Source organism: Myxococcus llanfairpwllgwyngyllgogerychwyrndrobwllllantysiliogogogochensis, from assembly GCF_006636215.1.
Taxonomy (GTDB): domain Bacteria; phylum Myxococcota; class Myxococcia; order Myxococcales; family Myxococcaceae; genus Myxococcus; species Myxococcus llanfairpwllgwyngyllgogerychwyrndrobwllllantysiliogogogochensis.
In genome coordinates, this window is the sequence record NZ_VIFM01000881.1 from 1 (window position 1) to 415 (window position 415).

At 61.2% G+C, this 415-nt stretch carries 1 pseudogene; it reads right to left on the bottom strand.

The window, feature by feature from the left end:
• A pseudogene (gudD, locus tag FJV41_RS56180) lies at window positions 1–385 on the bottom strand (glucarate dehydratase); the annotation flags it as partial.
• Window positions 386–415 lie beyond the last annotated feature (30 nt).

Sequence of the window (415 nt, forward strand, 5' to 3'; positions counted from 1 at the left end):
CATTAAGCACCTGGCCGAGCAGGTCCAGCAGCGCCGCTTCCAGCGCCGCCACCGCGTTAACCTTCAGTTCGAAGGTCCACGCCCCTTTGCCGAAGGTGTCGAAATCCGCCGCCTGATTGCCTTTGTGCACCTGCTGCACCACGCGATTGAGTCGGGCGACCTCCTGGCCCACCACCTGCGGGATCGCCGCCAGCAGCGTCTGGTAGATGACCTCTCCGCCGGGCGCTTCGCCGACGCCGGTATGGCCGGCGTTATCGGTTAACACCACGATATTGCGGGTAAACCAGGCGTTATGCGCTCCGCCGATGTTCAGCAGCATGCTGTCGTGCCCGGCCACCGGAATGACCTTCATCTCTGTGATAATCGGGCTGGATTGAGTAGTCATGATTAACGTCCCGCTACAGGTTTCAGTTCG